Here is a 22,709-nt window from a genome sequence, read left to right on the forward strand (position 1 = left end):
TGATTATTCCCTCTCCTTGATCTCAAAAAAATAGGTGGTCTTGGATTGCAAGTTCAGATTACCTTCCAACCCGGGATCAGCCGACGCGATCTCAGTCTCGACCACCAACCGATTGGCCATGGTCAGATTCATAATTTGATCTCCTTCTACAACCTCGAATATCTCCGTTAGCACAGGGGCAGACACACTGCCATTGATCACTTGTGCCGGAATGGTATAAACCGTATCATTTTGCTGGGAGATGAATCTAAAATCAACCTGGAAAGTTCGGTCTATGGAATTGGTAAACCGGAAAAGAAAATCTACACGCTGCAGGCTCTCCTGTGTTCCGGAATCGTCCAGAAAACGGATCTCGGTAGTATCCCGAACGATCTGATTGATCTGCCCGGTTTCCTGATCGAAGAAGCGATCGAATTGCAGATCGAAAAAGATGAGGTTCAATTCCACCACCGGTCGCAAGGCTACCTCATTAGCCTGATCAAAATCGACATCCTTCGCACAAGATCCAAGCAGCATCAGTCCGAAACAGACTAAGAAAGAAGGAAATAGGTTTGTTCTCATCTGGGGGGTTGTTATTTAAAACAACGTCTTGTGAGCCCTAAATATTATAAGAAAGCGTCCAGTTCCCATAACTGGTCTACACAGGTATAGTTGATGGGAATATTCTCCTTGTGATAGTTGATGAAAATTGTCTGCATACCAACCTCTTCTGCCCCTAGGATATCGGCTTCGAAGGTATCACCTATCATCAAAGATTCTTCCGGCAAGGCACCTGCCTTCTCCATGGCCAACCGAAAAATATAAGGATGTGGTTTTTTCACCCTGGCCTCTTCGGAAGTAGTTACTGTACTAAACAGGTGGGCAATCCCACTGTTGGCTAGTTTTTGGTGCTGAACCTGGTGAAAGCCATTCGTAATGATGTGCAATTTGTAAATATCCGCCAGGCGCTCCAGCAATTGTTCCGCCCCTTCGAATAAATGGTTGTCACCGGGTAATTCCTGGATATAGGACTCTGCCAAAAGATCGATGGTCGTGATATCGAAGTGCATCCCCAATGCCCCAAAAGCATCTTGAAATCGACCTCTTCTGAGCTCTTGTTTAGAAATTCGCTCCTCTCTGAACAATTTCCAATAATTGAAATTAATGGGTTCATAGATCTTGACAAACCGAGCGACTTCCAGCTGGATCCTATGTGTAGAAAATACCCGTCCAAATGCCAAGGCCGAGTTTCGGTCGAAATCCCAAATGGTATGGTCCAGGTCAAAAAAAATATGTGCTACCGCTTGTTTATTCATCCCGCTTGCGAATTTGATCGTAAAGTCCATGCCAGGTCCTGTTTTGAAAGGTCTTGGCGAAGTCCTCATTCCGAAGAATCACAGAAAACTCCCCATTAAGTCTTCTCACTTCTTCCATTAATTTCAATAGTTTGTCGTGCACCTGCTGTCTTTTTTGTCCTTGCAATCCGCTTATGGCCGCAGCAACGGGTTGGATCAATAGCGGTGTCTTTATTTCGTAATCCAGATCGTAAAAAAGAAATGGCGTACAGGTGCCGGCACGGAAACCGATCTGATCTTCATACACCATGGAGAAATCACGGGGAATTTCAACTTCGACCAGGAGTCTGTAAATATCTGGAAGGCTGATCAGATAATTGGTATTCATTGAAGCAGTGACCTCACGATGGGTCAATTCTTCCAAGGCCTTTTTTTCCTGCTGCAATTCATTCAGATCGGACAAGGCATTCTGTGAGATCACCAGTCCAACTGTTGTATAGTCGGCCACATATTTGACAAGCGATTGAAATTTCTTTCGGCGGCTGTTAATATTGCGAGAGAATTGACTGGCCTCGCCTAAAAGAAAGAACAAGGTTTGTGGATAAGATTCCTTGCCTGAATTGTTCATTAAGAACTCAAAGGTGTCATAAGGATCTTTCTTCCACCCCATCACAACCTGTAATACCTGGAAGAACGAAACAAACCGCAAGCGAATCAAATTGCCCAGCAGATTCATGCTGGTGGCTATAGCTCCCCGCTGTAAATATCGGTACGGCAATTCAGCATTAATGATGGTGTGAGTCTTGAAGCCTTCGTTTCTTAATGTTATTGCCGGGAATTGTTGCTTCAACGCTTGTCCAAAATATTGTGCCCATATATCGACCACCGGCTGCATGAGAAAACCCTCCTTAAAACCTAAGGAGGCTTCGGCAGGAAAACGCCCTCTTGTATCCTTAACATGAGGCAGATACTCCTCGTAGCGCGACATGAGGTAAAAGGCTGCGGAAAATATATCAAAGGCTAAATGGCTGTTGCCATCCACTGCAAAGAAGCAGACCGTTTCCTTAAAGGGTCTTACCTGTATGGGTTGATCCTCAAAGCCTTGCTCAAATAAAAGACCTTGACTTTTAATAAAGAATTCGTTTCCCAAGGCTTGTTTGCCATAAGACATTTTTGGCCCCTGGTGAGAGACAAATTGCTCTACCGCAGAAGTGAAACTGATCTCCAGCCCTAGGATGCGCGTACAAATGTGCTTGAAGATATAATCAACTCGGGAGGTCGTTTGCCGGGTGTAGATCAGGAGCATGAATGGATCAAAGGAGTTGTTCGTCAGCAAAGCTAAAATACGCTTTTTCAGTGATTATTAGATGGTCCAAAACCTGTACATCCAGATGTTTGCCGGCCTCTACCAGTTTCCGGGTAAGTCGAATATCAGACTCACTTGGCTTCAGGGTACCGGAAGGGTGATTATGGGCCAGAATGATGGCTACAGCACTGATCCGAATGGCTTGGCGATAGACCAATCTGATATCGACCATGGTTCCGGTGATCCCACCCTTGCTCAATTGATCATAGCACATCACCCGATTGGCATTGTTCAGGTAAATGCACCAAAATTCTTCATGTGGCAGATCACCAAGAACGGCATGCAGAAGCTCGAAGACATGTTTGCTGGATTGAATACTTGTTCGTTGTCTGGCCGGTTCCTGCTGCCTTCTTCTGCCTAACTCCAAGGCCGCGGCTATCTTTACTGCTTTCACCTGTCCGATGCCTTTAAAATTGCAGAGATCTTCCAGGCTGAAGCGTGCCAATGAATTCAATTGATTCTCCGCCTTGTTTAATAATTGGCGTCCAATGGTCACCGCAGATCGATCCCTGGTCCCGGACCCGATCAACACCGCCAACAACTCCGCATCGCTCAATGCTGCTGCACCTTTAAGCAGAAACTTCTCCCTGGGCCGGTCTTCGTCCTTCCATCCTCTTAGGGGTATACTAAATCGATACATCTTTTTTTCCGAAACTAGCATGAAAAATTAGTACCACTATCATCCCGAACAGCAGTTTTCAGCGTATTCAAGAATTAAGAGTCGGCTATCATTAATTCGTATCTTTAATTTCCAAAATAATCACGCTATGGAGTCTTTATTCGAGCAGCAAGGATACCAAATTATCCAGGACCGATTGGACAAATTGAGTCCGGACCAGCCCGCCAAATGGGGAAAGATGGACGTCGCCCAAATGCTACATCATTGTCAGAAAGCTTTCGAAATACCGCTCGGAATATCCACCATCAAACCGCCGGGGGGCTTGATGAAATTGGCTTTTAAAGTATTCAAAAAGACCTTGTACAATGACAAGCCCTGGGGTAAAGGGATGAGAACTGCTCCGGAGTTCCTGGTAAAGGATGCCAAAGTCTATGAAACGGAAAAATCCAGGTTGCTGGAACTAGCGGCTCAGTTCCACGAAAAAGGCAAAGATCATAATTGGCCCATACACCCAGCGTTCGGAAAATTGACCTCGGAACAATGGGGTAAAATGCAATATAAACACCTGGACCATCACCTGAGACAATTTGGAGTTTAACTCGAGCCTATTCCATGGAACAGCACCCAAAATATCCACCTCCACATCATCAGATTCAAGACCGGGAGAAAATGATCGACCTTATCCGAAATTATCCCCTGGCGGAGTTGGTGACGGCAGACGGGGATGAAGCTTTTGTTACCCATATTCCCATTATATACAATGAAGCTTTAGGTCAGTTGGTAGCGCATATAGATAAGTACAACCCGCAGGTCAGGACACTGCAGGATGGAAAACAAGCTACAGTGGTCTTTAAAGGGCCGGATACCTACATTTCACCGGGCGTTTATAGAAGCGACCAGTTACCCACCTGGAATTACCTCATCGTTCATATCAAAGGGAGAATCACCCTGATCAATGAGCCCGAGCGAGCTAAACAGACCATGATAGACATGACCGCATTCCTGGAAGGAAGTAAACCACGATTTGTACTGGAAATGGACAATCCAAGAATGGCCAGGGCCGTCAACTATATCCAGGCCTTTACCATAGACATGGAGCATTGGGATGGTAAATTCAAATTATCCCAAGACAAACATCCCGCAGATGGACGTGCCGCCAAACAAGAGATGATGGACAATAGTCGGGCGTCCGAGGAGGAATTCATCGAACGAATGTACAAGTAATCACTGAAGCCGTTGCTTCAATTCTTCAAGATCTAAACCACCATAATTACCGGAACTCATCAATAAAACAGCTTTGGGCTGATCCAGTTGGCTGTAGAGGTGTTCTTTAAATTTTTCAGGTTGTGTAAAAACGACCAGATCCTCTCGTTGAAAAGCCTCTCGGATCTGTTCTTCTGTCAGGGGTTGTAGTTTTTTGATAGCCACCGCATGAGGAGAATAAAACACAACGGCCTGATCTGCCACGTTCAGTGCACCGCGATACTCCTTCAAAAAAACAGGATTTAAACTACTGTAAGTATGCAGTTCCAAACAGGCCAATAGATCCCTGTCCTGATATTGTTCTTTCACGGCCTTGGTGGTCGCCTCTACCTTGGAGGGCGAATGTGCAAAGTCCTTGTAGACCACCACAGAAGGAGTTTCGACCAACTTTTCCAAACGCTTGCTGGCACCTTTGAAACTGGCTATGGCTTCATAGAAATCCTGCTGGTCTACCCCCATTAACTGGCAGATCCATCGGGCTCCTTCCAGATTATTCAGATTGTGCTTCCCAAACACCTCAATAGGCATAGGGCCTTCTGGTGTTTCCAACAAGGTCTGATCACCCACTACTCTATACTCCGGGGTTTTGTACGGGTATTTCTTTATCGTATGAGTCGTTTCCTCGACCAAAGTCTTAAGACGCTCGTCTTCCTCGTTGTAGATCAAGGCTCCCCCTGGGGTGATCTTCTCGATAAAGATTCGAAATTGATCCAGGTAATTCTCAAAGCTTGGGAATACATTGATATGATCCCAGGCAATTCCGCTAAGCAAGGCAATATTGGGTTGATACAGATGAAACTTCGGGCGTCTGTCCAATGGTGAAGAGAGATATTCATCGCCCTCCAGGACCATGAAATCATTTCCGTCTGTAAGCTGTACCATGGTCTCAAAGCCATCCAGCTGAGCACCCACCATATAATCCACTTCTTTCTCCCAATAATTAAGCACATGTAGTATCATGGAAGTGATGGTGGTCTTACCGTGAGATCCCCCAATGACGACCCTGGTCTTTTCCTTGGATTGTTGATAAAGAAACTCGGGATAAGAGAAAATCGGCAAGCCTAATTCCTGAGCACGTTTTAATTCTGGATTATCTGCTTTCGCATGCATACCAAGGATGACGGCATCTAGTTGAGCGTGAATGCGATCCGGGAACCATCCCATAGCCTCAGGAAGCAATCCGGATCGATCCAAACGTGACCGTGAAGGTTCGAAAATATCGTCATCGCTACCGCTTACCTGATATCCCTTCTGATGTAACGCCAGGGCCAGGTTGTGCATAGCACTTCCCCCAATAGCAATAAAATGAATTTGCATAGACTGATTAAAGCGCTAAGATAATGGCTTTTTCTTGCCGTGCTTCCTTAAAATCCGGTCGATCTTCCAGAGCCTTATCGATCCATTCTAGCGCCTGGTTCTTTTGACCTTTGTTCTTATGGATCTGTGCCAGACGAAAATAAGCCCAATCCTTCGGCACTCCATCCTTAGCCGAATGATTTTCTATATATGCGTGTAGACATTGAATTCCCAAATCACTCTTCAGGTTGTATTGAGCGGCGATCTTCCCGATCTGATAATTCAGCTGATTTCGCTGGTGTATCTCTAGTGATCTGGTAGCATTATTGATGGCCTCGTTGGGACGGTCATTGTTCTCGTAAAAACTAGTCAGTTTCTCATAGGTCAACATGGACCCACCAATATCGATGGCTTTCTTATAGTGATACTCCGCATCTTTTGGCCGATCACTATACTCGGCAATATAACCATGGGATAGGTGTCCGTCTACCGGAGAGATCTTCATCAGCTGGTCTGCGTAGGACTTGGACTTGCGCTCACTTCCCCCGATAATTCCAGGTAATTGCATGTAGAATTCGACCAAGGCCCATCTGACGTCAATATGAGAGCTATCCAGTTCTGCAGCCTTGCCAAAGTGATATTTGATATCCGAAATATATCCCAGGGCCTTGAATTTATTTACCTCCAGCGCCTTCATAGCTAAAGAACCACCGTATTTGTAATGGTAATTGGCGCTTTGATCATTTTCCTCCACCAGAGGACCATACCACTCCAAAGCTCCATCCCAATCCTTTTGGTAAGCGGCGATATCGCCAAGATATTCTCGGGTCTTTGCGTCCTTTGGGTAATTTTTCAAGTGGGATTGAAACAAGGATCCTGCCTCTTCATACTGCGCATCCTCAAAGAGGATCACAGCCCGATCAAAGGGGTTTTGGGCATGCAAAGCAGATGCCATGATCAACATAAAGCAGGTCAAATACCGCATTTGAGTCATACTAATGGGTCTAAAGATAGGGAATATGGCTTTTTCACTCGTTGAGTGCAGAACGTTCACTCAATTGCTTTAGTCTGATGTTGTCGGCTTTTATCATCAATTTAACACCCTCAGGCTTAATCTTCCTTTGGCGGAAAGTCAGCTAACAACTTGGTAATGGTCTCACGATAATAGACTTCCTTCTTCTCCGGAGAAGAATTCGTCTTGAGGTCTGCCGCGATAACCCCTTGCCAGATTAGGGCGTCCTTGCGCACATCGATAATATCCACTGTGAGTAACTGCCTGATTTGGTTTCCACCGACTGGAATGCCTCCGCTTACGCCGTATCCAACATTTCCGCTCCCTCCACCTATTCCAACACCTATGGTGGTATTGGATTCGGTCACATAATCCTCGGTGTAAAAATTGATCAGGAATTCCGGTCGGATGCTTTGGCTCATCCCCCTAGTCTCCAACACGCTGTCTATTGCACGGATCAGGCGACGGTTGTCAAATTCTGTCAGGCCACTGTCTATCTGTGGGTAATAATCATAGCTGTCCAGTTGGCCAAAATCGGCCGCCCTGTCGTAATCTACAACAGCGGCAGAGCCACAAGAGAGCAGGCAAAACGCCCAAAAGATCAGAGATAATAAACGCATAGCTTTTTAAATAAAGATACGAAATGAGGCTATGACCAAGGGAGTCTATTCTTCCCGGTTCAGTAAGACCCAGAGCGAATCTTTGAGTTCAGTCAAACCCTTTTGGGCTACAGACGAAATGAACAGGTAGGGAAGTCCACCGAATGCTCCTTTCAGTTCGGCATCCATTTCTGTTTTCAGTTCCTCATCCAGCATATCGCTCTTAGAAATGGCAATAAGCCGGTCTTTATCCAGCAATTCCGGGTTAAAACGTCGTAATTCGTCAAGCAGTATATCATACTGTTTTTCAATATCCGGAGCGTCCGCCGGAATTAAGAACAGTAATACCGAATTTCTCTCGATATGCCGCAAAAATCGATGTCCGATTCCCTTACCTTCTGCCGCACCTTCTATGATACCCGGTATATCCGCCATAACGAAGGTCTGATAGTCCCGGTGCTTCACTATCCCCAAGTTGGGTTTGAGAGTGGTGAACTCATAATCTGCGATCTTGGGTTTCGCAGCGGTGATCACGGATAGTAAAGTAGACTTTCCGGCATTGGGAAAGCCAACCAATCCGACATCGGCCAGTACTTTCAGCTCGATGGTCACATTGCGTTCCTCTCCGGGCAGGCCCGGTTGGGCATAGCGCGGTGTCTGACGGGTAGCCGATTTGAAATGGTCATTTCCTCGGCCTCCCTTGCCACCCTTCGCCACGATCACTTCCTGGCCATCTTCAGTGAGTTCGGCAATCTTTTCCTGGCTGTCGGAATCCTTAAGAAGGGTGCCAAGCGGTACCTCAATGATAATATCTTCTCCATTAGCACCTGTACTGGTTTGTTTACCGCCTGCACCGCCGTGCCCGGCCTTAAAGTGTCGCTTGAATTTCAAGTGATACAAGGTCCATAGATTCTTGTTGGCCCGAAGAATGATATGCCCTCCCCGGCCACCATCTCCTCCATCCGGCCCACCTTTGGCCACAAATTTCTCTCTACGGAGGTGTGCGCTACCCTGGCCTCCTTTTCCCGAGGTCACATGCACCTTGACATAATCCACAAAATTTCCCTCGGTCATGGGATCTGGTTTCTATTGAAGTGAATCGATCACCCCACTTAGGCGATCTGTAATTTCGGCTATACTACCTACACCGTCTACACCGAAGTACTTGTCCTGTGCCAGGTAGAAGTTCTTTAAAATGGCGGTCTCGTCGTAATAGACCTTGATCCGGTTTCGGATCACAGCCTCATCGGCATCATCTGCTCGGCCAGAGGTCTTTCCTCGCTCTAAGAGTCTTTCAACCAAGACCTGGTCCTCTACCTCTAAAGCGATCATTGCCGTAATCTCGCTCTTCTTGGAGTTCATAAGGTTATCCAAGGATTGTGCCTGGGCCTCGGTACGAGGGAAACCGTCGAAAATAAAACCATTGGCATCCGGGTTCTTGTCTACCTCGGCATTGAGCATGTCTATGGTCACTTGATCGGGTACTAACTGACCCTTTTCTATATACTTCTTGGCCAATCTTCCCAGCTCAGTATTGTTTTTCATGTTAAAACGGAATACTTCCCCAGTGGAGATATGAACCAATTGATACTTTTCTTTTATGACATCTGCCTGAGTACCTTTTCCAGCACCCGGAGGCCCAAATAAAACGAGATTGATCATGAACTTGTTTAAAGATTATCGCCTTTATGCAGGCGGTTATTTCACGCGGTTGCAAAGATAAGAATTGCCCAGAAGATTGTACCTTTGCTACATGGCAAATTATTTTTCTTCCTCCTTCACATTAGGAATACTGGGAGGCGGACAATTGGGAAAAATGCTCCTCTACGAAACCCGGAAATACGACATTGCCACCCGGGTTCTGGATCCAAGTGATCAGGCTCCATGCCGCATTGCGTGTAATGACTTTCAACAAGGTGATCTGATGGATTACCAAACTGTCCTCGATTTCGGTCGAAAGGTGGACTTGTTGACCTTCGAGATCGAGGGTGTCAATGTAGATGCATTGGAGACCTTAGAGCGCGAAGGCAAAAAAGTCTATCCCTCGTCCCATACTTTACGACATATACAGAATAAAGGCATCCAAAAGGAGTTCTACAGGGATAACCATATCCCTACTGCATCTTTCCATCGTTTTGAATCCCTTCAAGCTTTGCGAACGGCCATTAAAGAGGACCGGGTAAGATTACCCTTTGTTTGGAAAAGCTGCGTTGGTGGATACGATGGTATGGGTGTCAGCATAGTGAAGGACCTGTCCAGGCTAGATCAATTGGCGGATGTGCCATGTATTGCAGAGGATCTGATCCCATTTAAGAATGAATTGGCCGTTATTGTGGCCCGTTCTCCTCAAGGGGAATTGACTACCTATCCGGTGGTGGAAATGGAATTTCATCCAGAGGCCAACCAGGTGGAGTACGTCCTGTGTCCGGCTCGCATTGACGATGAGGTTGCCGAAAAGGCCAGGAATGTAGCCAAACAAGTCTCGCAGGCATTAAGTCATGTTGGGTTATTGGCGGTCGAGCTGTTCCAAACCGAGGATGACCAAATTTTGGTTAACGAGGTAGCTCCTCGTCCCCATAACAGCGGCCACTATAGCATTGAGGCCAGTTACACCAATCAATTTGAACAACATCTCAGGGCCATTCTGGACCTTCCCTTGGGCAAGACAGATAGTAAAGTTGGGGTGTTATGGTCAACTTGGTGGGAGCCGAAGGTCATACCGGCCCGGTGGTCTACGAAAATATTGAGAAGATCATGGCCATGGAAGGGGTTACTCCGCATATCTACGGTAAAAGTGAAACCCGACCTTTTCGAAAAATGGGACACGTGACCATAGTGGATAAGGAATTGAATAATGCTCGGCAACTGGCCGAGTCCGTCAAAAATAGTATTCGTGTAATCAGTAATAGCAGCAATCATGAGTAAAGTGGGTATAATTATGGGTAGCACCAGCGACATGCCGGTTATGAAAGATGCAGTCGAGATCCTCAAAGGATTTGACATTGAGGTAGAAGTAGACATTGTATCGGCACATCGTACCCCGGATAAATTGTTTGATTATGGTAAAAATGCACATGAAAGAGGTATTTCAGTGATAATTGCCGGAGCTGGAGGTGCGGCTCACCTACCTGGGATGATTGCTTCATTGTCGCCGCTGCCAGTGATCGGTGTCCCTGTCAAGTCCAGCAATTCCATAGATGGTTGGGACTCCGTACTTTCTATCCTACAAATGCCGGGCGGAGTGCCCGTAGCCACAGTTGCTCTTAACGGTGCCAAGAATGCAGGTATACTTGCTGCTCAGATCATCGGAAGTGCAGATAAATGTGTTCTGGACAAAGTCCTTGTCTACAAAGAAGGACTGAAGAAGAAAGTGGAAGAAGGCGCCAAGGATATCAAAACCCAGCACTAGATCATGACCAACACCAATCCCCTGCTGCAGGATTTCGACACCCTGCCATTTGACCGTATAAAAAATGAACATTTCCTGCCAGCGATCAAAACCCTGATCAAGGAGACCAACAAGGAAATTGATCGGATTACGGACAATCCCGAAACACCGGATTTTTCGAACACCATAGAAGCCCTGGAACGCACCGGCGAAAAACTGAATATCGTATCCGGTACCTTCTTCAACTTGAACAGTGCTGAGACCAACGAAGAGCTACAGGCCCTGGCACAGGAGATATCTCCAATATTAACGGAATTTCGGAATGATTTCATGCTCAATCAACCCCTCTTCCAAAGGGTTAAGAATGTCTATCAGAAACGTGAGGAACTAGACTTGAACCCGGAAGAGCAAATGTTGTTGGATACCCAATACCAGGCATTTGCCCGCAATGGTGCAAATCTTCAGGATGAGAAGAAGACACGTCTACGGGAGATCGATACACGGCTAGCCAAACTTTCCCTGAGCTTTGGGGAAAATGTATTAGCGGAGACCAACAAGTACGAGTTGCATTTAACCGACGAAAAACAGCTGGAAGGATTGCCGGAAAGCGCGCGTGAAGCTGCAGCGTTGACCGCTACCGAGAAAGAAAAAGATGGCTGGATCTTTACCTTGGATTACCCCAGTTACCTGCCGTTTATGACCTATGCGGATTCTCGGGAACTCAGACAAGAACTGGCCATAGCAAACGCTACTAAAGGGTGCCATGGTGACGAATTGGACAATCAGGAGATCGTTAAGGAGATTGCTGGTTTGCGGCTAGAGCGAGCTCAACTTTTAGGATTCCAGACCCATGCTGATTATGTCTTGGAGCGTCGAATGGCTAAATCGGCAGATACGGTGAACTCCTTCCTGGATGAGTTATGCCAGAAAGCCCGGCCTGCAGCAGAAAAAGAATTTGCCCAATTGGGCCAATTTTCCAGAGAATTGAATGGTCCTGAACAACTGGAGATCTGGGACGGTGCCTATTACTCCGAAAAGCTGAAACAGAAGTTATTCGACCTGGACGACGAAATGCTGAAACCCTACTTCCCTTTGGAGCAAGTTATAAACGGGGTATTCGAGATCGCAGGAAGACTATACGATCTCAGCTTTGAAGAAGTTGATGACATTGCTGTTTATCATCCCGACGTAAAGACCTACCGGGTATCGACCTCCGATGGGAGATTGAATTCCATCTTTTATGCAGATTTCTTCCCAAGAGCCGGGAAGCGCGGTGGTGCTTGGATGACCAGCTACAGCCCTCAACAGATAGTGAATGGGATCAACAGCAGGCCTCATATATCCATCGTCTGTAACTTCACCAAACCTACCCCAGACAAACCGTCATTATTGACCTTTAACGAGGTCACTACACTTTTCCATGAATTTGGTCATGCCCTCCACGGTATGCTGGCCAATACTAAATATTCAGGACTGAGCGGCACCAATGTATATTGGGACTTTGTAGAATTACCCAGCCAGATCCTGGAAAACTGGTGTTACGAAAAAGAAGCATTACTGCTGTTCGGGCGCCACTACCAGACCGGAGAACCTATCCCCATGGAATATATTGAGAAGATCAAGGCGTCCGCTAACTTTATGGAAGGGATGCAGACCTTAAGACAGTTGAGCTTTGGGATGTTGGACATGGCCTGGCACCATGCCTTTGCCGGTGAGATCGATTCTGTTAAGGCGTTTGAATCTGAAGCCATGAACAGCACCAGATTGTATCCGGATGTGGCAGAAAGTTGTCGGAGCACGGCCTTCTCACATATTTTCCAGGGAGGCTATTCTGCCGGTTACTACAGCTACAAATGGGCAGAAGTCCTGGATGCAGATGCTTTCGAGTATTTTAAGGAAGAAGGTATCTTCAATAAGAAAGTTGCGCAACGTTTTAACGACCATATCCTTTCAAAGGGAGGTACAGAGGACCCAATGGAACTCTATATTCGTTTTAGAGGTCACAAACCGGATCCGGAAGCCTTGTTACGAAGAGCAGGCTTGATAGCAGCTTCCTGAGCTTTGTCAAAATGATTATTTTTGAAGGGTAACTCCAGTAAATGTCAGCTAATCAACCTGAGCCACAACATTGGGTAGACCGCTACTCAGACTACCTTTACAATTACACCATTGTAAGGGTAAACGATCATGTTGTAGCCCAGGATCTCATTTCTGAGACTTTCCTGGCAGGGCTTAAATCCATGGCCAACTACAAGGGTGACGCCTCGGAAAGAACTTGGCTCATATCCATACTCAAGCGAAAGATAATCGATCATTATCGTAAGAGCAATTCCAAAAAAGGGAAGGCTGAGGTCCGTATGTCTTACAGGCAAGACGAAGATGAGGGCGATTGGCTATCCGAACGGGTAAGTGACCCTTACGATAAGAATGCTGAAGACCTGATGCAGAACGAAGAACTGGGTACCGCCATTTTTGGTTGTCTGGACCAATTGAGCGATAAACAAGCAACCATATTCAGAATGAAAACCATAGATGGAATTGACACTGAGACCATCTGTAATGAATTTGACATCACTGCGTCTAACCTATGGGTGATTATACACCGGGCACGTAAGGCTATGGCCGACTGTCTGGAAAAAAACTGGTTCTAAACCGATGAAAGTAAAAGTAACATGCCAGGAGGCCAATCACATTTGTGATAAGAATCAATACCGGGAAGCATCTTTCTGGGAGAAGGTTCGTCTGAACATACACCTGATCTATTGCCGGGCTTGTCGGAAATACACGGCCCGAAATATGAAATTAACCAAGGCCATGAAGAATCCAGAGGTCAAGACTATGGAGGACGGAGCCAAACAAGATCTCAAGGCCAGGCTGGAAAAGGAAATGCTCAACCACTAAGGGATAAGGCCAGCAAATAACCGGCAATCGGAATCCCTTCTACCCAAAACGAAGCAAAAAAAGGTCGTTGTTCGCTTCGTGACAATAGCAAACTCAAGTAGGAAATCACCACCAGGTAAATCAGAACAACCATATGCACATGGATCTGTGTTGATTTGGCAAATTCCATCCCAACGATGATCAGAGCCAGGATGAACCCAAACTTCTTGGTTCCCTCAATTCCTAGTATCTGGGGCAAAGTACCCAGGCTAGAATCATCTTCCTTCAGATCCCTGATCTCAAAAGGCAGGGTCAGGAGCACGATAAAAAGAAATCGCTGGGTAATACTGAACAATAGGTCGCCCTTTAACTCCAACCCAGCCGAATAGATCGCGGGACATATGGTAACCCCGGTCCAAACCAAGGCTACTAACAAAATTTTTAATCCGGAACGGTTTCTGAGATTTCGGCTCTTGTTTAAAGGAAAATCGTAAAATAGAGTGACCAACCCCATTGCGCCCATTACCAATAGCAACTCAGTATCGAGGGAGATGGACGAATAGACTATACCGATACCCGCCAGCATATTTACAAACCAGAATAACCAAACCGGGATTGGAAGCTCCGAATGGCCCTCCTTGATGCTTCGATAATACTTAATGAAATTATAGCCGATCAACGTCCCACAAAAAATGAGCAGGTAGACTCGAAAATCCAGAGAAGTGTTGAATTCCAAGGCAGAGATGCCCAATAGAGAAATAACCGCTAAGCCCACGTGCATACTGCTTTCCACATAAAATGACAACCAGGGCCGTAATCGCATCATTGAACAAAATTAGCCAAATGTTAGCAAGTGCCCTTTTTAGTTAAAAAAAACAGTGTTAGGGGCTCGTTAAAACAACCTTTTTTAGCTGTTTTCGTCGTAATTTTGCGAAAATTCCGAAACTGAAGAATATATGAATTTCGACTCTTTCGCTTTAAGACATATTGGACCTCGCCGCAGTGACCTGCAATCCATGTTGGAAACCATCGGGGCTGAGAGTATGGAACAGTTGATTTATGAGACCATCCCTCCAGACATTCGTTTAAAGGAGGATATCCAACTGGATCCGGCTATGACGGAACAAGAATTCCTGGAACACGTGAATCACTTGGCGGAGAAGAACAAATTGTTCAAAACCTATATAGGTCTGGGATATCACCAAACCCACACTCCTCCGGTTATTCAGCGTAACGTATTGGAAAACCCGGGTTGGTATACAGCCTACACACCATACCAGGCAGAGATCGCCCAGGGTAGATTGGAAGCATTGCTCAACTACCAGACCATGATCACAGACCTGACCGGTATGGAGTTAGCTAACGCTTCTCTCCTGGATGAAGCAACAGCCGCTGCAGAAGCGATGTCGCTGTTGTTCTCGGTCAGGGAACGCCACCAGAAAAAAGAGAACATCTGTAAGTTCTTTGTTTCTGAAGAGGTACTTCCTCAGACCAAATCGGTTCTTCAGACTAGAGCCATTCCAATTGGAGTGGAGCTGGTTTTCGGTAATCACGAAGAGTTTGATTTTTCAACCGAATATTTCGGCGCCCTTTTACAATACCCGGGCACGAGTGGAAGGATTTACGACTATGGTCAGTTTATAAGCCAATGTAGAGAATCGGGAATCAAAGTAGCTGTTGCTGCGGACCTTCTCAGCCTGGTCCTGCTTGAATCTCCCGGACAAATGGGAGCTGATGTAGTTGTAGGTACCAGTCAACGATTTGGTATTCCACTTGGATACGGAGGGCCACATGCTGCCTACTTCGCAACGAAAGAGGCCTACAAGCGAAACATACCTGGTCGAATCATCGGGGTAACACGGGATGTGGATGGAGGCCGCGCTTTGCGCATGGCCCTGCAAACCCGTGAACAACACATTAAACGTGACAAGGCCACCTCGAACATCTGTACAGCACAAGTTTTACTGGCAGTTATGGCTGGTTTTTACGGAGTCTATCACGGAAGTGAAGGGCTGAAGTTCGTAGCCCGGAAGGTTCACAATTCTGCCGCTACCCTTGCAGATGCCTTGGAACGACTTGGTCTTTATCAGATCAATGAGCATTATTTTGACACAATTGCGGTAAAAGCCGATGCCGAAAAGACCAGATTGATCGCCGAAGCTCATGAGATCAATTTCTACTACCCTGATTCGGATACTGTCTCCATCGCCGTAAATGAGACCACTACCATCAAAGACATCAATGCCATCATTGAGGTGTTTGCTTTGGTATTGGGCAAGGAGATTAGCAGCGTCGAAGATCGCCTGGAGGGAACAGCTATTCCGGAGTCTGTTCAAAGAAATACAGATTTTATGACCAATGAGGTCTTTAATCGGTACCATAGCGAAACGGAACTGATGCGTTACATAAAGAAGCTTGAACGAAAGGATCTTGCTCTAAACCATTCTATGATCTCCCTGGGGTCTTGCACCATGAAGCTGAATGCCGCAGCCGAGATGTTGCCACTCAGTGATGCGAGATGGGGAAGTATTCATCCCTTCGTACCGGTAAAACAAGCCAAAGGTTACCAGCAAATGCTTCAAAAGCTTACAGATCAACTTACCGAGATCACAGGCTTTGCCGGTACTTCTCTTCAGCCCAATTCCGGGGCTCAGGGAGAATATGCTGGCTTAATGGTGATCCGTGCTTACCACGAATCCAGGGGTGATAGCCACAGGAACATTTGCTTGATTCCATCTTCTGCACACGGAACCAACCCTGCCAGTGCGGTTATGGCCGGAATGAAGGTGGTAGTTACCAAAGCAACTGAAGAAGGAAACATTGATGTGGACGACCTTCGGGCCAAAGCCATAGAACACAAGGATAACCTGGCGGCCTTGATGGTCACCTATCCATCTACCCATGGGGTATACGAATCTGCTATTCGTGAGATCACAGGTATTATTCATCAATACGGTGGTCAGGTCTACATGGATGGAGCCAATATGAATGCTCAGGTCGCTTTGACCCACCCTGGAGCTATCGGTGCCGATGTATGTCACCTTAACTTGCACAAGACATTTGCCATTCCGCATGGCGGTGGAGGACCAGGAGTTGGGCCTATCTGTGTAGCAGAGCAATTAGTTCCCTTCCTCCCGAGTAATCCGTTGATAGAAACAGGAGGAGATCAAGCTATAACAGCTATTTCTGCAGCTCCTTTTGGAAGCTCCCTGGTCTGTATGATCTCTTATGGTTATATCTCTATGCTTGGAGTTAGCGGGCTTAAGCGATCTACAGAATATGCCATCTTGAATGCGAATTACATCAAGGAGCGTCTGAAGGATCAGTTCCCGGTCCTCTATACGGGGGAGAGAGGCAGAGCTGCTCACGAGATGATCATTGACTGTCGTCCCTTTAAGGAAAAAGGCATCGAAGTAACAGATATCGCCAAGCGATTGATGGACTATGGTTTCCATGCACCTACTGTATCCTTTCCTGTGGCCGGTACTATGATGATAGAACCGACCGAAAGTGAAAGCAAGGAAGAGTTAGATCGATTCTGCGAAGCTATGATCGCGATACGCGAAGAGATCGATGCAGTTGATGCTGGGGATACAAACAATGTTCTGAAAAACGCACCACATACCCAGGCCATGGTAACAGCTGACGTTTGGGAACTACCTTACAACAGACAGAAAGCAGCCTTCCCACTGGATTATGTTGCCGACAATAAGTTCTGGCCAAGTGTTAGACGTGTGGATGATGCCTATGGGGACAGAAACCTGATTTGCAGCTGCGAACCTATAGAAGCTTATATGGAAGCCTAAATTAGGCCTAAACATAACAGGGTAGTGCTGGAATTTGGGTATTTTTACGAAAATTGCTAGCTCATGGGTATTATCATTTCAGGTACCGGTTCCTACCTTCCTCAGAAGGTTACTACTAACGAAGGCTTCGAAGATCATAACTTCTATCAGCAGGATGGATCTCCATTTGGATCGGAGAACACCAGAATCATTGAAAAGTTTGAAGCAATAACGGGTATCTCGGAACGGAGATATCTGGCCGATAATATGGTCACATCCGAGATCGCCTACAGGGCAGCTGATAGGGCTATTGCAGACGCAGAAATCGATGCGGAAACCCTGGACTACATCATCGTTGCCCACAACTACGGAGATGTCAAACACGGCACCCAGCAAAGTGATACGGTTCCCAGCCTAGGTTCGCGGGTAAAGCATTTGCTACGGATCAAGAATCCGAGCTGTGTGGCCTATGATATTCTCTTTGGGTGCCCGGGCTGGGTTGAGGGTATTATACAGGCACAAGCATTTATTCGATCAGGTATGGCGAAACGCTGTCTGGTCATCGGGGCCGAATCCCTTTCCCGGGTGATCGACAAGCACGACAGAGATTCTATGATCTACAGTGATGGTGCCGGAGCTTGTATTGTTGAAGAATCCACAAGCGGAGATAATGGAATCCTCAGTTTTGAAAGTGCCACCTTTACATATGATGAGGCTCATTTCATATACTTTGGTGAATCCAATAACCAAGATGTCAGTGACGCACGACGCTACATTAAGATGTACGGCAGAAGGATCTATGAATTTGCCATTACTCATGTTCCGACCGCAATGAAGAGCTGCCTGGATAAAAGTGGATTACCAATTGACCAATTGCACAAGGTATTTATACACCAGGCTAACGAGAAAATGGACGAAGCCATCATTAAACGCTTTTATCAACTCTACGGCAAGGACACACCTACTGATGTCATGCCCATGACCATCGAAAAATTGGGCAATTCCAGTGTAGCCACTGTACCCACGCTTTATGACATGGTGCGCAGAGGTGAATTGGAGGGACATTCCGTGAAGCCAGGCGATGTCATACTGTTTGCCAGTGTGGGAGCCGGAATGAACATCAATGCCATAGTCTACCGCGTCTGATATGTACGACAGCACCTACCCGAAAAAGAGATATCAGCATACCCTTAAGTTTCTCAAAGAACATATCAATAAGGAGGAACGCATACTCGATCTGGGGGTGAGTAATCCATTTTCGGAAATTCTGAGAGAGAAAGGTTATCAGATCACCAACACCAATGGTGAAGATCTCGACCTGGATTTCAGCGCTGTACAAAAGAACCAGTATGAGGCCATTACGGCGCTGGAGATCTTTGAACATCTTGTTTCCCCATTCAATGTGCTATCCCGGATAGAAAAAGGTAAGTTAATCGCCTCTGTACCTCTAAAACTTTGGTTTGCCTCCGCCTATCGATCAAAAACAGACGCACGGGATCGCCATTATCACGAATTTGAAGATTGGCAGTTTGACTGGCTCTTGGAAAAGGCGGGATGGCGTATTAAAAAGCGTGAAAAGTTCACCAATCCGGTCAGGAAGATCGGTATTCGGCCAATCCTTCGCCGCTTTACTCCACGATATTACCTGGTCTATGCGGAAAAAGGGTTATGAGGTTTGCCATAATCATCCCGGCGTATAACGAAGAGTCTAATCTTCCCAAGACCTTACAATCGTTGGTTGAGCAAAGTCTGTTGCCTACCCAACTCATTGTCGTTAACGATAACTCTACAGACGATACCTTTAAGATCGCCTCTGACTTTTCCCAAACCCATCACTTTATCAAGGTTATAGACCGAATGTCCGAAGCCGTTAGCCTTCCCGGGGCCAAGGTTATTGAGACTTTTTATGCAGGACTTGAGCACATAGACCATGAGTTCGATGTAATCTGCAAGTTTGATGCAGATTTAAGCTTTCCCTCTAATTACCTGGAATCCTTGGCCAATGAGTTTAAAACTGAACCAAGTTTAGGTATGGTCGGAGGGTTTTGTGAGGTAGAAAAAGACGGCAAATGGGTCTTGGAAGACCTGACAGGAAAGGATCATATTCGAGGTGCATTAAAAGCCTATCGCAAAGCCTGTTTCGACGATATAGGCGGCTTGAAGAAGGCCATGGGATGGGACACCATAGATGAGCAGTTGGCCCGATACTATGGCTGGAAGGTAAAAACCCTGGATCATTTAAGAGTGAAACACTGGAAGCCTACTGGCTCCACTTACAAATCTAAAAATGGTCGTTTGCAAGGAGAGGCTTTTAAACGCATGCGGTTCGGATTTACCCTCAGTTTGATCGGTCTTACCAAACTGGCACTGAAGAAAAAGAGTCTAAAATATTGGTTTGAAGGTCTTAGCGGCTATTTAAACTGCAAAGAAGAAGCATTGGTGACCCCAGATCAAGGAACTTTCATTCGTAAATGGAGGTGGCAGAAGATTAAGAAAAAGTTATTCTGAATTCCTAAAAAGAGAGACTTAAATTAGTCCTACTTTTACATTAAAATAGACCTGATCATGAAGAAATTTCTGCTCGTTTTATTCGGGATCACCCTGATTGGATGTCAGGAGCAGTCCCAGGATACCATAGATGAGACCTCCGGGACAAATACGGATGTGAACAAGGAAAGACCAAAGAATATCATTCTATTGATAGGCGATGGTATGGGCTTAAGCCAGGTGAGCGCTGCCCAATTCTATAAGGAAGGAACTCCGTCCTTTGAACGATTCCCGGTAGTTGGCCTGAGCAAGACCTCATCCTCTGACCAGCTGATCACGGACTCTGCCGCCGGAGCCACTGCCTTCGCGTCGGGAGTTAAGACCTATAACGGTGCTGTCGGAATGAATAGAGACTCCATCTCCGTTCCTACCATATTGGAGCAAATGTCAGAACAGGGATATCATTCTGGTGTGATCGCTACTTCTTCCATCACGCATGCCACACCTGCTGCATTCTACGCCCATGTGAAAAGAAGAGGGCAAGCAGAGGACATAGCCTCACAAATGCCGGCCTCCGGTGTAGACTTTTTTGCGGGAGGAGGATTACAATATTTCAACCACCGCAGTGACGGTGCAGACCTGATACAGGAGTTGGTCGATAGTGGCTTTGCCGTGGACACGACCAGCATAGAGACACAGCTTACAGCGGAAAAGCAAGCTTATCTTTTAGCGGCCGATGGCATGCCACGAATGTTGGACGGAAGGGGAGATTTCCTTCCCAAGGCAACGGCCAAAGCAATTGAGCAATTGAATTCTGGAGACAAAGGATTCTTCTTAATGGTAGAGGGATCCCAGATCGATTGGGGTGGTCATGCCAATGAGACGGATTATCTGGTGTCTGAGCTATTGGATTTTGACCAGGTTATCGACCAGGTGCTGGATTTTGCAGAAAAGGACGGACAGACCCTGGTCATTGTAACTGCCGATCACGAGACGGGTGGATTCACCTTATCAGACCTGGATGGAGATTACAACCAAGTAAACGGAACCTACAGTACCGGGGGGCACTCTGCGACCATGGTTCCTGTTTTCGCATATGGACCGGGCAGCGAGTCGTTTGGAGGAACTTATCCTAACAATGAAATCTATTTTAAAATGGTCCGCGCAATAGGTTTGGTTGTAGACTAAAGGGTAGAATTCTCCAGCTTTAATTCCGTATTTTAGCACTTTTCCAATATGAAGTACCTGGCGGATATAGGTTCGTATTTTATGATGTGGAGGGCCATCTTCAACCGCCCGACCAAGCGTTCCGTTATGCGGGAACTGATCTTTAAGGAGATCGACGAACTGATCATTAATTCCCTGGGTATAGTAGCTTTTATTTCTTTCTTTGTTGGCGGTGTTGTGGCTATACAAACAGCGCTGAACATCGATAACCCGCTTATTCCTGTTTACCTCATCGGGTTCGCAACAAGACAGTCCATCATCCTGGAATTTGCCCCCACCTTTATCTCGATCATCATGGCCGGAAAGATGGGTTCTTTCATCACCTCCAGCATTGGCTCCATGCGGGTGACCGAGCAGATCGATGCCTTAGAAGTGATGGGGATCAATTCATTGAATTACCTGGTCTTTCCAAAGATAGTCGCCTTATTATTCTATCCTTTTGTAATTGCGATCGCTATGTTCTTAGGGATTCTTGGCGGATGGGTCGCAGGTGTATACGGAGATTTTTCGTCCTCGGAGGCATTCATCCAGGGATTACAGGAAGACTTTAAGCCATTTCATATTTTTTATGCCTTTGTGAAAACCCTGGTTTTCGCCATGATTTTGGCCACCGTCCCCAGTTGGCAAGGTTATTTCATGAAAGGAGGAGCTTTGGAGGTCGGCAAGGCCAGTACAAACTCCTTTGTTTGGACCAGTGTATTGATCATTCTGGCTAATTATATCATTACATCTTTATTGCTGAGCTGATGATACGGGTAGAGAGTCTATACAAAAGTTTTGGCGAGGAGCCCGTGCTTAAGGGGATCACAACCACCTTCGAGCAAGGTAAGACCAATCTGATAATCGGGCAAAGCGGGAGTGGTAAAACCGTTTTCTTAAAATGCTTATTAGGTCTTTTTACCCCAGAGGAAGGCAGGATCTTCTTTAAGGAACAGGCCATAGACGAGATGAATATCGATCAGCAGCGCAAGTTGCGTGAAGATATGGGAATGGTCTTCCAAGGAAGTGCCTTGTTCGATTCCATGAATATCGAGGAAAATGTGATGTTCCCCCTACGCATGTTTAGTGAAAAACCACGTGAGGAAATGCTGGAACGGGTAAATGAGGTTTTGGCCCGGGTCAACCTGGAAGGGGTAAACAGCAAATATCCTTCTGAGATATCTGGTGGGATGCAGAAACGGGTAGCTATTGCCAGAGCAATTGTTAACAATCCGAGCTTTTTATTCTGTGATGAACCCAATTCGGGTCTCGATCCACGGACAGCCATCTTGATAGACAATCTGATACAGGAGATCACTAAGGAATACAATATAACTACTGTTATCAACACCCACGATATGAACTCGGTAATGGAGATAGGAGAAAATATCGTCTTCCTGGAAAAAGGAGTATTAGCCTGGCAAGGTAACAACCGGGAGATCTTCATGACGGACAACAAGAATGTGACCAATTTTGTGTACTCCTCGGACCTTTTCAAGAAGATTAGGGAGATTCAGATCAAGGAAAAGTAAAT

At 46.2% G+C, this 22,709-nt stretch carries 22 protein-coding genes and 2 pseudogenes; 14 read left to right on the top strand and 10 right to left on the bottom strand.

Annotated elements, in window-relative coordinates; translation table 11 throughout:
- Positions 1–3: 3 nt before the first annotated feature.
- From BST85_RS08695 to radC, 4 genes are read right to left on the bottom strand one after another with little or no spacing between them, the layout of a single operon-like run.
- A complete protein-coding gene (locus BST85_RS08695; protein ID WP_146090691.1) occupies positions 4–561 on the bottom strand; it encodes a hypothetical protein in 558 nt (185 codons plus the stop codon).
- A 44-nt stretch (positions 562–605) separates the two neighbouring features.
- Positions 606–1,295 (bottom strand): YjjG family noncanonical pyrimidine nucleotidase, encoded by a 690-nt coding sequence (locus BST85_RS08700; RefSeq protein ID WP_104812888.1) that lies wholly within the window; start codon positions 1,293–1,295, stop codon positions 606–608.
- On the bottom strand, positions 1,288–2,610 hold the full coding sequence (locus tag BST85_RS08705) for a DUF7033 domain-containing protein (RefSeq protein WP_146090692.1): 1,323 nt from the start codon (positions 2,608–2,610) through the stop codon (positions 1,288–1,290). Before BST85_RS08705 ends, BST85_RS08700 begins: the two co-directional genes overlap by 8 nt.
- The gene (gene radC / locus BST85_RS08710; protein WP_245917662.1) at positions 2,588–3,280 is read right to left on the bottom strand and encodes a RadC family protein; all 693 of its coding nucleotides are present in this window, start codon (positions 3,278–3,280) and stop codon (positions 2,588–2,590) included. The genes BST85_RS08705 and radC overlap by 23 nt, the downstream gene beginning before the upstream one ends.
- 127 nt (positions 3,281–3,407) lie before the next feature.
- On the opposite strand from radC, the gene BST85_RS08715 reads away from it, so the two are divergent.
- Entirely contained in the window at positions 3,408–3,857 is a 450-nt protein-coding gene (locus BST85_RS08715; protein ID WP_104812891.1) for a DUF1569 domain-containing protein, read from the top strand.
- Positions 3,858–3,871: 14 nt separating this feature from the next.
- Positions 3,872–4,483, top strand: a complete 612-nt coding sequence (locus tag BST85_RS08720; RefSeq protein ID WP_104812892.1) for an FMN-binding negative transcriptional regulator — start codon at positions 3,872–3,874, stop codon at positions 4,481–4,483.
- On the opposite strand, the gene BST85_RS08725 is transcribed toward BST85_RS08720, so the two are convergent.
- The 5 genes and pseudogenes from BST85_RS08725 to BST85_RS08745 all read right to left on the bottom strand — a co-directional run.
- Complete coding sequence (locus BST85_RS08725) at positions 4,484–5,839, bottom strand: UDP-N-acetylmuramate--L-alanine ligase (RefSeq protein WP_104812893.1); 1,356 nt, start codon at positions 5,837–5,839, stop codon at positions 4,484–4,486.
- 7 nt (positions 5,840–5,846) lie between these two features.
- Positions 5,847–6,812 carry a tetratricopeptide repeat protein gene (locus tag BST85_RS08730; RefSeq protein ID WP_245917663.1) on the bottom strand — a complete coding sequence of 322 codons (966 nt, stop codon included), beginning with the start codon at positions 6,810–6,812 and terminating at the stop codon, positions 5,847–5,849.
- 116 nt (positions 6,813–6,928) lie between these two features.
- Complete coding sequence (locus tag BST85_RS08735) at positions 6,929–7,450, bottom strand: DUF4136 domain-containing protein (protein WP_104812895.1); 522 nt, start codon at positions 7,448–7,450, stop codon at positions 6,929–6,931.
- A 45-nt stretch (positions 7,451–7,495) separates the two neighbouring features.
- The gene (gene obgE / locus BST85_RS08740) at positions 7,496–8,503 is read right to left on the bottom strand and encodes a GTPase ObgE (protein WP_104812896.1); all 1,008 of its coding nucleotides are present in this window, start codon (positions 8,501–8,503) and stop codon (positions 7,496–7,498) included.
- A 12-nt stretch (positions 8,504–8,515) separates the two neighbouring features.
- Positions 8,516–9,091 (bottom strand): annotated as a pseudogene (locus BST85_RS08745) (adenylate kinase); the annotation flags it as partial.
- Between the two features lie 91 nt (positions 9,092–9,182).
- Here BST85_RS08745 and BST85_RS08750 point away from each other — a divergent pair.
- The 5 genes and pseudogenes from BST85_RS08750 (at position 9,183) to BST85_RS08770 (ending at position 13,718) form a co-directional block, all read left to right on the top strand.
- Positions 9,183–10,354, top strand: a pseudogene (locus BST85_RS08750) (5-(carboxyamino)imidazole ribonucleotide synthase).
- Complete coding sequence (gene purE / locus BST85_RS08755) at positions 10,347–10,838, top strand: 5-(carboxyamino)imidazole ribonucleotide mutase (RefSeq protein WP_104812898.1); 492 nt, start codon at positions 10,347–10,349, stop codon at positions 10,836–10,838. Before BST85_RS08750 ends, purE begins: the two are co-directional and overlap by 8 nt.
- Before the next feature lie 3 nt (positions 10,839–10,841).
- Positions 10,842–12,875 carry a M3 family metallopeptidase gene (locus BST85_RS08760; RefSeq protein WP_104812899.1) on the top strand — a complete coding sequence of 678 codons (2,034 nt, stop codon included), beginning with the start codon at positions 10,842–10,844 and terminating at the stop codon, positions 12,873–12,875.
- A gap of 41 nt (positions 12,876–12,916) precedes the next feature.
- On the top strand, positions 12,917–13,468 hold the full coding sequence (locus BST85_RS08765) for a sigma-70 family RNA polymerase sigma factor (protein ID WP_104812900.1): 552 nt from the start codon (positions 12,917–12,919) through the stop codon (positions 13,466–13,468).
- A 4-nt stretch (positions 13,469–13,472) separates the two neighbouring features.
- Positions 13,473–13,718, top strand: coding sequence for a hypothetical protein (locus BST85_RS08770; protein ID WP_104812901.1), 246 nt, complete (start codon positions 13,473–13,475; stop codon positions 13,716–13,718).
- On the opposite strand, the gene BST85_RS08775 is transcribed toward BST85_RS08770, so the two are convergent.
- Positions 13,708–14,523 carry a UbiA prenyltransferase family protein gene (locus tag BST85_RS08775; RefSeq protein ID WP_104812902.1) on the bottom strand — a complete coding sequence of 272 codons (816 nt, stop codon included), beginning with the start codon at positions 14,521–14,523 and terminating at the stop codon, positions 13,708–13,710. The two genes, BST85_RS08770 and BST85_RS08775, sit on opposite strands and share 11 nt — an antisense overlap.
- A gap of 130 nt (positions 14,524–14,653) precedes the next feature.
- On the opposite strand from BST85_RS08775, the gene gcvP reads away from it, so the two are divergent.
- The 7 genes from gcvP to BST85_RS08810 all read left to right on the top strand — a co-directional run bounded on the left by gcvP (position 14,654) and on the right by BST85_RS08810 (position 22,707).
- Positions 14,654–17,503: an aminomethyl-transferring glycine dehydrogenase gene (gene gcvP, locus BST85_RS08780; RefSeq protein ID WP_104812903.1), complete on the top strand. Its 2,850-nt coding sequence runs from the start codon at positions 14,654–14,656 to the stop codon at positions 17,501–17,503.
- 63 nt (positions 17,504–17,566) lie between these two features.
- Positions 17,567–18,628, top strand: coding sequence for a 3-oxoacyl-ACP synthase III family protein (locus tag BST85_RS08785; RefSeq protein ID WP_104812904.1), 1,062 nt, complete (start codon positions 17,567–17,569; stop codon positions 18,626–18,628).
- 1 nt (position 18,629) lies between these two features.
- On the top strand, positions 18,630–19,154 hold the full coding sequence (locus BST85_RS08790) for a methyltransferase domain-containing protein (protein ID WP_104812905.1): 525 nt from the start codon (positions 18,630–18,632) through the stop codon (positions 19,152–19,154).
- Entirely contained in the window at positions 19,151–19,990 is an 840-nt protein-coding gene (locus tag BST85_RS08795) for a glycosyltransferase family 2 protein (protein WP_104812906.1), read from the top strand. The genes BST85_RS08790 and BST85_RS08795 overlap by 4 nt, the downstream gene beginning before the upstream one ends.
- A 57-nt stretch (positions 19,991–20,047) precedes the next feature.
- On the top strand, positions 20,048–21,157 hold the full coding sequence (locus BST85_RS08800; RefSeq protein WP_104812907.1) for an alkaline phosphatase: 1,110 nt from the start codon (positions 20,048–20,050) through the stop codon (positions 21,155–21,157).
- A gap of 48 nt (positions 21,158–21,205) precedes the next feature.
- Positions 21,206–21,943, top strand: coding sequence for an MlaE family ABC transporter permease (locus tag BST85_RS08805; protein ID WP_104812908.1), 738 nt, complete (start codon positions 21,206–21,208; stop codon positions 21,941–21,943).
- Positions 21,943–22,707 carry an ABC transporter ATP-binding protein gene (locus BST85_RS08810; protein ID WP_104812909.1) on the top strand — a complete coding sequence of 255 codons (765 nt, stop codon included), beginning with the start codon at positions 21,943–21,945 and terminating at the stop codon, positions 22,705–22,707. Before BST85_RS08805 ends, BST85_RS08810 begins: the two co-directional genes overlap by 1 nt.
- Positions 22,708–22,709: the final 2 nt, after the last annotated feature.

This window comes from Aureitalea marina (assembly GCF_002943755.1).
In the GTDB taxonomy this organism is placed as follows: Bacteria; Bacteroidota; Bacteroidia; order Flavobacteriales; family Flavobacteriaceae; genus Aureitalea; species Aureitalea marina.